A 10233-nucleotide genomic window follows, 5' to 3' on the forward strand; every position below is an offset into this window, starting at 1 on the left:
AAGGGATACAGTTGCTACAACCCTTTGTCTTACAGCACCCCACCAAACCTTGCCAACCCACCTTCACCCCAAGCCCCACCAGCACCCACAGGATAAGTGTGCGAAATTTGGCGGACGGTAGGTGTTTGCCAAGTTTTGCCCCGATGACAATGCCAAGCACCGACAAAACGGTCAGCCCAAGTATCATCGCCCAAGTTTGAGCAGGCACTTCCAACAAAACTTCTTTTAACACAATGGCTTGTACCAATTTATTGACAAAATAACACAAATTCCCCACCTTAATAATCGTGTCCTTATCATCGGTCATTGAAAGTAAGTACATCAAAAGCACAGACGACATTGCATTGGTTGCCCCACCGACCACGCCTGCCACAAAGCCAATGACAACAAGCGATGTCGTGGTATTGGGCAGGGTGATTTTTTTACCCATCAGACTTGTGATGGCATACCACAGCACCACCACCGCCAAGGCAAGCATCAGATAAGCAGAATTAACCACCAAAAGCAAATACGCCCCGAGTGCACTGCCCAAAATAGAAACAGCGACCAGCGACCAATATTTTTTAAGATAAAAGGTGGCGTTGTGCCACATACCGCCTGTGCCGCCGACCCACGCAATCAAATTTAGCACCGATGTTGGCACCAGCACCAGCACAATGGCAGTGGTTAGCCCATAGACCCCCGACAACGCCCCAATGGTGATGAGTGGAAAGCCCATTCCTGCAATGCCGTGAAGCACGCTTGCGATAAGAAATAGGGGAATAAGCCAAAGTTCAAATTTCATAAAAGTCCTTTTATTTTAATAAGTTAGCAATACACTCCACCAAACTCTTAGCAATGTTACCCTTACTCATTTTTGCCAAATTGACCTTATCAAGCCCATATTCTGACGCAAAAAACACCGTCATCGCATTGTCATCACTGCCAAAGCCAATCGTTTTATCCGAGACATCATTGACCGCAATCATATCCAAATTTTTGGCGATGAGTTTACCTTTGGCATAATTTTCTACATCTTGGGTTTCAGCCGCAAAACCAACGGTCAAAAGGTGCGGATAAGTGGTGGAAATTGTCGCCAAGACATCGGGATTTTTGACAAGGTGTAAGGTCAAGCCGTCATTGTCAGCCGTTTTTTTAAGTTTTTGCGTGGCAATATTGGCAACCTTAAAATCCGCCACAGCCGCCGTAGCGATAAAAATATCCGCCTTTTCACAAACCTGTAAACACGCCTGTAACATCTCATCAGCCGTACCAATCGTGCGTTTTTCTACCCCCAAAGGCGTGGGTAGATTGACCTTTACCCCTGCAACAAGGACGACTTTTGCCCCTGCACTCACGCACGCTTTTGCTAAGGCATAGCCCATTTTGCCTGTGGAATGGTTGGATAAGTAGCGGACGGGGTCAATCGGTTCTAGCGTTGCCCCTGCGGTGATGACGACCGTTTTGCCCGCCAAAGTTTGGGCGGTGTTTTTGATGGTTAAAAATTGGGAAATTTGCTCGCACAAAGTTTCAGGCTCAGGCAATCGCCCCGCCCCGACATCACCACACGCCTGCTCTCCGCTGTCAGGGGCGATGATAGTAAAGCCAAAACGGGCAAGTTTGGCTAAATTGTCCTGCACAATGGCATTGCCCCACATCGCTTGGTTCATCGCAGGGGCGAGCATTACAGGGGCGGTGGTGGCAAGAATGACATTGGTTACAAGGTTGTCCGCCAAGCCGTTCGCCAGTTTGCCAATTGTATTGGCACTTGCAGGGGCGATGACGATCAAATCCGCCCATTTGGCAAGCTCAATATGCCCCATTCCCTTTTCGGCTTGTGCGTCCAGCAAATCGGTGTGGACTTCGTTGCCCGTCAAGGCTTGGAGAGTCAAGGGCGTGATAAACTCACACGCCGAAGGGGTCATCATCACACGCACTTGGTGTCCGTTTTTAATCAGTAGGCGTGCCAAAATGGCGGATTTGTAGGCGGAAATCCCGCCTGTTATGGCAAGTAGGATATTTTTGGAGGTCATTGGCTTAAAGATAAATTGAAAAATGGGCTATTTTAGCATAAATTGGCGGTGTTTGCTCTTTGGGGGGGATTTTATTTATAATGGGAATAAATTTTTGGGAGCAATCACAATGCAAGTTACCGCCGTTATTCAAAATAATACTTTAATCATTCCTAATGTGGATTTGTCGCAGTTAGCCCCTTATGCTGACAATCACGGTATGATTGAATTTGACCAAAGCATTTTGGAAATGCTTGTTAAATTAAAAGTTGCCAAAAAGCCTATCAAAGCACGCAAATCCATTCAAGAATTGGCAGGTGGACTTGCCAATAAAACAACAGTGGTAGCAACCGTTGAAGAAATGAATGAGAGCATTGCCGAAGTATATGCAAGCAGAGAGATTTAAATGGTTTCTTTGGATACCAATGTACTTGTGCGATTTTTGGTAAAAGACGATGAAAACCAATATCAAACCGTACTCAATTTTTTAATGAATTTGGAAAACAAAAACGCCCAAGCCTACATTCCTTTATTGGTGGTTTTGGAAGTGAATTGGGTTTTATCTTTTCGTTATAAAATCACTCGCATTGATATTATTGAGCAATTATTGGAGTTAATGGAAAATCCTGTTTTTTGTTTTGAAAGTCAAACCAAATTAGAACAAGTATTGTTATCCGCCAAAAACAATACTTATGATTTATCCGATTTGTTAATTGCTTGTCGTTGTCAATCAGCAAATAATTTACCCGTGATGGCTTTTGATAAAAAAGCGTCTAAGCATTTGAATTTTGAGTTGCTTGAATAATGGTGTTATTTGGATTTTAAAGATTGCCTATTACGCACCTTCCCCCAATATCAATCCAATCAAAAGAAAACATATTTCACCACCATACAAAAACACACCGCCACAATCACAGGGCGGATAAATTTTGCCCCGCCCTTGACGACCATGTGTGAGCCAAGATACGCTCCGATAAGTTGCCCTAGCATCATGACAAGCCCCACAACCCACACCACTTGACCGCCTAAAATAAAGAAAATCAAAGACGCAATGTTGGTGGCAAAATTCAACAGTTTGGCTCGTGCGGTAGCCTGCACCAAATCACGCCCACGAAGCACGACTTGCGACAAACTAAAAAACGTCCCCGTGCCGGGCCCAAAATAGCCATCATAAAAGCCAATAAAAGGAGCAAAGGTTCTTTCATATGTCTTTTGGCTTATCCTAGGCGTGGTCTCTAATTTGCCCAGATTGGGGCTAAACAGCGTATAAATCCCCACCGCCCCAATGACAAAGGGTAATGTCTTTTGCAAAAAATCAGGGGGTGACAGTTGCACGAGTGCCGTCCCCACCGCCGAGCCGACAAATGCCATAATCAAGGCAACTTTCATCATCTTGGGGTGAATCAACCCCTTTTTTATCATAGTAAGGCTCGCTGATAAAGAACCTGCCGAACCTTGGAGTTTATTCGTGGCAAGAGCAGAAACAGGATTCATACCTGACAACAGCAGAGCGGGAATGGTCAAAAGTCCACCCCCGCCTGCCATCGCATCAATAAATCCTGCCGTCAGCCCCACAGCAAACAGTATCGCCAAAATTTGTAATGAAAATTCCACAACATTCATCTCTTGCTGATTTTATCAGCATTGCATATTAGCATATTATTTTATCAAATAAAAGTATTCTCAAATGCAAATTATCTGTGGTAGAATACGTCATTTTTATCCAATTTTACAAAATAGATAATTCTGATACAAAGGATTACTTAATGCTAACAAACTCATTAATCACACCACCATCAAAAATTATCGGCATCCTAGGGGGCATGGGTCCTATGGCAGGCGTGGATATGCTTGCCAAATTTATCGCACGCACCAACGAATATGGCAAAGCGACCTGTGACCAAGACCACATACCCGTACTACTGTCTAGCATTCCTGATGTGCCAGACCGCTCGGAATTTTTATTAAAAAATGGGCAAGACCCCTATCCACACTTGCTAAGTTATGCAAAAAACCTACAAAATGCAGGGGCAACTTGCCTTGTTATTGCATGTAACACCGCTCATTATTGGTTTGACCGTTTACAGGCGGACTTGCCAAACTTGACCATGTTAAGCATGATTGATACCACTGTACAGTCTGCTGCTGCCAATGGAAAGAACAATATTGGCATTCTTGCTACCAATGCAACACTCGCGACAGGTCTTTATAAAGACAAAATCCGAGGTGCAGGACTGCATTATCTTGAACCGAACCATGATGACCAGCAGGCAGTCATGGAAAGCATTTATTTATATAAAGCAGGTCAAGTTGACAAAGCCATCACACTCATGACCACACAAAAAGACAAGCTCATCAGCCAAGGTGCTGACATTATTATCATGGGCTGTACCGAGGTACCGCTCATCTTGGCAGATGACCAACGCACTCATCCACAGCACTATATAGATGCAACGCAAGCCCTTGTGGATGAAGCGATTGCATGGTGTTACCAAAATTAACCCAAACTCTTGACAAGCAGGATTTGTCAAATCACCCAAGGAATATATTTATGTCAAAACTCTTTTCATGGTACTTTAAATCCAATCTGCTCATGCGGATTTTGGTTGCTTTGGCTCTAGGGGCGGTACTGGGGCTGATTTTTCAAGACGCCCCAAAAATCATTGCCGTCCTAACACCGCTTGGCGAATTATTCGTGCGTCTGCTTAAAATGATTGTTGTGCCTGTCATCGCCTCAACACTCATTGTCGGTGCAAGCAGTATTGCTCCATCTCAACTTGGACGCATCGGTGTAAAAACATTACTTTATTACACTACCACATCCATTTTTGCCATTATCATCGGTCTGGGCGTAGGTACACTTATTAAACCTGGATTAGGGCTAGAACTCAATGCCGAGATGGCTGTAGATGGCAAGACTGCTGAAGCACCTAGCATTTTGCAAATCTTACTTGAGATTGTTCCTACCAACCCGATCGGTGTTATTTCAGACGGTCAGGTACTGCCCATGATTTTCTTCTGCCTACTATTTGGTATTGCTCTTGCCTTTGGGCGTGATAGCAGTGATGAAAATGTCAAAAAAAGCTCGGACACGGTGTTTTATTTTGTGGACGGGGTCAGCCAAGCAATGTTTAAGATTGTCGGCTGGGTCATGCAGTACGCTCCGATTGGCGTGTTTGCGTTGATTTTTATCGTTTTTTCAAAAAATGGGGCAACCGCCTTTGGCTCGCTTGCCAGTGTCACTGGTGCAGTATATTTAGGTCTGGCACTGCAAGTGTTTTTGGTGTACTGTGTGATTTGTGCATTATTTCGATTATCGCCCGTCACCTTCTTGAAAAAAGTACGCCCCGCCTTTATTACCGCTTTCGTGACTCGCTCATCAGGAGCAACTCTGCCTGTGTCCATCCAGTCCGCTGAAAGCATGGGCGTGCCAAAAAATGTTTACAGTTTTGGTTTGCCTGTCGGCTCTACGATGAACATGGACGGCACAACCGTGTATCTTGGCGTGTGTGCGATTTTTATCGCCAATGCTGTTGGCATGCCTTTGACACCCGATCAAATGATGACTGTAACCCTTACCGCTGTCTTGGCGGCGGTAGGAACGGCAGGTGTACCCGGGGCAGGGGCGATTATGCTACTGATGGTGCTAGAATCAGTTGGCTTGCCTGTGGAAGCTGGTTCAGCCGTGGCTGTTGCCTATGGCATGATTTTAGGCATTGAGGCTTTATTAGATATGGGTCGCACTTCTATGAACGTTGTTGGAGATGTCGCTGGCGTTGTTACTGTCGCCAAACAAGAAAATACGTTGGATAAAGAAGCGTGGGATTCTTGATTGTTGATATTTGAAAATCAAAAAAACAGCACAACTGAAATTATGCTGTTTTTTGTTGCCTTATTAATGAATTAGAACTTGCTGGTGAAGCTCAAACCCACTTGGGAAGCATCTGAATCGCCACTACCTGTGTAGCTGTAGTTTAGACCCACTTGGCTGTTTGGTGTCACATTATAGTTAGCACCAACCTTGGCTGACCATTTGGTTTTGTCAGTATCCCAAGTGCCATACTGTACATCTGTCGCTGTACCAACATAGCGAGTGTCTAGGTTGGTGTCACGGCTAACAGCGTGAGCAACTTGCACACCACCAGTAAGCTGTAGAGCAGGTGTTGCTTGGAACACCATATCAGCACCCACACCTACCTGAGTTTGTTTTGCTTCGATGTCGTCAACAACGTTAAGACCGTCATTGAAGCTACCATCGTTTTTGTACTGCTGATGGTTAACAAAGGCATAAGGTTGTACACTCACGCCCGATGCAGTATCAATGTTTGTACCCGCTTGGATACCAGCACCATATAGCTTACCATTGTACTCAACTTTGTTAGAGTTTTCACCACGGCTGGCTTCTGTATCAACTTTGGCACCTTTTGCCCAACCTGATAGATAGGCATCACCCAACTTCTTAGAAGCACCAACAGTCAAGCCAATGCTGTCAGTTTTGGTTTTGTTGCCAATACCATAAACAGATTCTTCCAAGTCAAGTTTACTTACATCAAGTTGTGCACCAACACTAATGTCGGCTGCAGTTTGAGTGCTTGCACCAACACTAATGTTGTTGCCTTTACGTGCACTTGTGGCATGCTCTAGTTCTACATCATAATCATGGTGACTGATATTACCCCAAACACCTCTTGGGGCGCTAACACGCTTACCAAATTCGGTTGCATGGTTAGCACTGTCTTCTACTGCGTTTAATGCACTGTCAGCATAGAAAGTTGGGTCAAGCTTGTATAGCTCACGGTTGGTGCTTACTGTAGAAAGTTTAGATTCTGCACCAGAATTCATGTTTTCAAAACCAGTGAATACACGGTTAGCAAATTGCTTCTCATCACTGGTCAGTGAACCTTGTGTTTCTTGTTTTTTATCTAAATCATTAAGTACTTTGTCTAGGTTTTGTGCAACACGGCTACCACTGTCATTCATGCTGATGCCATAAACAACATTGCCTGCACTTAGACGTTTGGCAGTTACTTGCACGTCATTGTTCGTGCGTGAACCACCTACCACTCTGCCATTTCTGTCTACTTCTGGCGTATATTCAACATTTGTTACTTCAAATAATGGGTTGCTTGAACGATAATTGTCAAATTGACCTTCAAGACCACGCTTAGCACGAAGTACAGTGCTACGGCTACCTGATTTGCTGATGATACCATCTTTGGTCTCACCAGTTAGATTTAGTGTACCACCTAGTTTGGCCTTACCGTCCACGGTAAGCATGTTGCCAAATTGAGCTTTTAGACCAGCATCCACGCCACGTTGAGTGTTAATGTTATAGTTACCTCTGATGCGTAGATTGCCTTCGTTATTTACCCAGCCACCTGTTTGGTGCACATTGGCAACACTACCATGACCTGTCAGCTCACCACCTTTGACAACCATGGTAGAGCCGCCATTATTGCCATTGATTTCTAATGAACCGCCCTCGATGATTGAGTTGCCTTTATAGCTGTTATTACCAGTAAATACCAGTTTACCAGCACCTTTTTTGGTAAAGCCTTTGTCGCCTTTTAGGTCATTATAAAACACCGACAATGGCGTGCCTTGGGTATCAAGCTCTACGTTATCCCAGTAAAAACCACCATAACCCTTAGCAGCAGCTTCTGGGTCTAGTAGCCCCCAACCATCTTGCCACGTGATATTTTTGCCATTATGGTTTGCGATGATTTGACGGTTTTCCCATGGGGTATCGCCGGGGATGTATAGATTACCTCGGTTATCTGTATAGTATCTGCCATAATAGCCTGATGGCAGACGGCTCACACGTCTGAGTCCTTTGTAGCCATTTGGCGAATTGGCGGTGATTTCTGAGAAGTCCTTAGCCGTACCTAAGATGGTTTGAGAGATGTTCTCATTTTTCATCCAAGGATAAGCAGATTGAACAAGCACTGCCGTGCCGGCCACACGAGCAGTGGCAGGCGATGTGCCTTTGTAGTTGCTCAGTCTGCCGTTGTTGGCATAGTTTTCGGTGGATGATGTTGCCGATACGCACCACTCAGCGGTACGACCACAGTTATTGGCTTGATTAAAATCTTCTCGTGGTGATGATACGGTGATGAAGCCTTTTTTGAACTCGCTGTTCATGAGCGGTGCTAAGTTCTCATCATGTGCATCATTAAGACCCTCGTTACCTGTCGCCTTGATGATAAGGGCATCACGATTCATGATAAGGTCATGAATGACAGGCAGAGTTACCTCGGCATTGGTAATGCTTGTTCTGTAACGATTTGGGTAGATGTTGCCTGTGTTAGGGTCATAGTTGAGTCGCTGAGCATCGTAGTACCATTGGTCAGTGTTGTTAGAACTCCAAGAGTTGTTAAAAATCTTGACACCATGGTCTTGGTTGAGCTTACGCATCATTAAGAACTGGTTGCCGCCGTTTGAGCCACGGTCGATACTGTCACTGCCATAGATTTTGGCATTGGTCATGCCGTTGTTACCTGCGATAACAGCCGCCATTTGGTTGCCATGACTACCACTAGCAGAGGTTGTTGGGATTTCAACAATGCCCGAATCATTTTCTGGCGTATAGCAGGTGGAACGTCCAGCAGAAACACACTCAATCTGTGTATCATGCACATTTGCACCAACCATGTCTCGGTTGAAGCGGTTAATACCTGTATCAATCACACCTACTTTGGCTTGACGTGTATCAATGGTGTTCTTTAGGTTGTCAAGACGCTCGGCATAACCATCTTCGGTTGTGCCATAAAATTTAGATGTCAAATTAGAATTATTTGACGTATCCATGACACTATAACCTGTACGTGTGCCAGCACTTGGTGCAGGTTGGTTGCGTTTTAGATTGGCTTGAACGCGTCTTGTGTAATCAGGCTGTCTCACCTCTGATGGCGATACTGGAGCAATATAGCTACCTGATATACCGCCACTAATTGGTGCCGGTGTTGGCACAGGCGTTGGATCCGGAATCGGGGCTGGGGTCGGACGAACAAGTTCAGGAGCCGGTCTCACAGGGCTTGGCACTGGAGTTGGAGTTGGTCTAAAACGTTTAAGGAAATCTAAATAGTAATCGTAGAAAGAGTATTTAGAACTATTGTACTGTGAATCAACAATCATTGGAGCTGAGTTGGCATAACTTACCGTACTACTAGCACTAATTACCAGCATGCAAGCCATACTTAAAGGCTTAACATAGAACCCTTTCTTGGCAGGTTGAGTTTGTAATGACATATTACACCTTTTTGCGTTTATCATTGTCACTAAGTTTATCATTGCCATCAATCATCCATAACAAGTTATTATAGACAATTTATGCAATGCCCAACAACATAGCAATCATTTACCATGTTGCAATATTGATACCCTTAAAGTATCAATTCGGTGAAACTTATTTACACAAGTTTTGGCAATTTTAATCAAAAATAAACTTAATGTCTAGATTAAGCAATTGCAATATTATTGTATTTTCAAAAATAAGATTGTAATTGCTTGATTTATATTATTTATTTTTTTAGATAAACAAATGTTTATTATTTACAAATATTAACAGTGTAGTTAGTATAGAAATAATGTATTATTTTTATGGCAATATTACGAATAAATAAGAAATATTAAATAGAGTATATATGTTCATTAATTATTTATCATCGAAACAAACACAAGTTTTTGTTTAAAATAAAAACCTTATTATCGCCACGTTTTTGCCACAACCAAGCAACATGCCAAGCAGTAGCAATAAAATATTTGGTAAATATAAGATATTTATAATATTTATACACTGATATGATTTCTTCAAAATACTCATTAATTATTAAGAAAAAATTAATAAAGAATCAATCAAAATGATAGATTTATCATACGGTACATTTGTTTATTTTTAATTAATTTGCAAGTCATCTTTATTGTATTGCCATATTATTGGATACAAAACAAATGTAAACATTATTGTAAGGATTAAAATATAGAATTTTAATACACACTTCCCATTATGTATGCTTTTGCTCTATTTTTATTTCCCATGTCAATCCCATCCGTATTTAATGTTAATTTTTGTATTTTATTGCTATAGCCAGTCATAAATGACTGCTTATCATAACATAATTTACTTATTGTAATTTTATAGAAATATTAGAAGACATTCATTACTTTTGAACAGTTCAAAATTTAGATGCATCAGGACATACCATAGATGATCTTATTTATAAAATATACCCCACTCTCAACT

8 protein-coding genes are annotated in these 10233 nt (G+C 42.8%); 4 read left to right on the top strand and 4 right to left on the bottom strand.

The annotated features are described in order from the left end of the window. Nucleotides 1–784: sulfite exporter TauE/SafE family protein (locus B5J93_RS03785; protein ID WP_115237204.1), on the bottom strand; the 784-nt coding region annotated here is incomplete at its 3' end. Between the two features lie 10 nt (nucleotides 785–794). After that, nucleotides 795–2012 carry a bifunctional phosphopantothenoylcysteine decarboxylase/phosphopantothenate--cysteine ligase CoaBC gene (coaBC, locus tag B5J93_RS03790; protein ID WP_079324738.1) on the bottom strand — a complete coding sequence of 406 codons (1218 nt, stop codon included), beginning with the start codon at nucleotides 2010–2012 and terminating at the stop codon, nucleotides 795–797. Between the two features lie 109 nt (nucleotides 2013–2121). Here coaBC and B5J93_RS03795 point away from each other — a divergent pair, with 109 nt between their 5' ends. Then, nucleotides 2122–2397 (top strand): hypothetical protein, encoded by a 276-nt coding sequence (locus tag B5J93_RS03795; protein ID WP_143823488.1) that lies wholly within the window; start codon nucleotides 2122–2124, stop codon nucleotides 2395–2397. After that, nucleotides 2398–2796 carry a PIN domain-containing protein gene (locus B5J93_RS03800; RefSeq protein WP_079324742.1) on the top strand — a complete coding sequence of 133 codons (399 nt, stop codon included), beginning with the start codon at nucleotides 2398–2400 and terminating at the stop codon, nucleotides 2794–2796. It begins immediately after the preceding gene. Nucleotides 2797–2855: 59 nt separating this feature from the next. Here B5J93_RS03800 and B5J93_RS03805 read toward each other — a convergent pair whose 3' ends face one another. Then, the gene (locus B5J93_RS03805) at nucleotides 2856–3614 is read right to left on the bottom strand and encodes a TSUP family transporter (protein WP_079324744.1); all 759 of its coding nucleotides are present in this window, start codon (nucleotides 3612–3614) and stop codon (nucleotides 2856–2858) included. A 143-nt stretch (nucleotides 3615–3757) separates the two neighbouring features. Between B5J93_RS03805 and cuyB the strand changes: the two genes are divergently transcribed. Together cuyB and B5J93_RS03815 are read left to right on the top strand one after the other, a co-directional pair. Beyond that, complete coding sequence (gene cuyB, locus B5J93_RS03810) at nucleotides 3758–4492, top strand: cysteate racemase (RefSeq protein WP_079324746.1); 735 nt, start codon at nucleotides 3758–3760, stop codon at nucleotides 4490–4492. Nucleotides 4493–4542: 50 nt separating this feature from the next. Next, nucleotides 4543–5823, top strand: a complete 1281-nt coding sequence (locus tag B5J93_RS03815) for a dicarboxylate/amino acid:cation symporter (RefSeq protein WP_079324748.1) — start codon at nucleotides 4543–4545, stop codon at nucleotides 5821–5823. Nucleotides 5824–5894: 71 nt separating this feature from the next. On the opposite strand, the gene B5J93_RS03820 is transcribed toward B5J93_RS03815, so the two are convergent. Beyond that, nucleotides 5895–8960, bottom strand: a complete 3066-nt coding sequence (locus B5J93_RS03820) for a S8 family serine peptidase (RefSeq protein ID WP_115237202.1) — start codon at nucleotides 8958–8960, stop codon at nucleotides 5895–5897. Nucleotides 8961–10233 lie beyond the last annotated feature (1273 nt).

The organism is Moraxella equi (assembly GCF_002027555.1).
Taxonomy (GTDB): Bacteria; Pseudomonadota; Gammaproteobacteria; order Pseudomonadales; family Moraxellaceae; genus Moraxella; species Moraxella equi.

What these genes read in the sequence shown, in the direction of transcription:
- coaBC (WP_079324738.1), bottom strand. Translation starts at nt 2,012, where the DNA reads ATGACCTCCAAAAATATCCTACTTGCCATAACAGGCGGGATTTCCGCC.
- B5J93_RS03795 (WP_143823488.1), top strand. Translation starts at nt 2,122, where the DNA reads ATGCAAGTTACCGCCGTTATTCAAAATAATACTTTAATCATTCCTAAT.
- B5J93_RS03800 (WP_079324742.1), top strand. Translation starts at nt 2,398, where the DNA reads ATGGTTTCTTTGGATACCAATGTACTTGTGCGATTTTTGGTAAAAGAC.
- B5J93_RS03805 (WP_079324744.1), bottom strand. Translation starts at nt 3,614, where the DNA reads ATGAATGTTGTGGAATTTTCATTACAAATTTTGGCGATACTGTTTGCT.
- cuyB (WP_079324746.1), top strand. Translation starts at nt 3,758, where the DNA reads ATGCTAACAAACTCATTAATCACACCACCATCAAAAATTATCGGCATC.
- B5J93_RS03815 (WP_079324748.1), top strand. Translation starts at nt 4,543, where the DNA reads ATGTCAAAACTCTTTTCATGGTACTTTAAATCCAATCTGCTCATGCGG.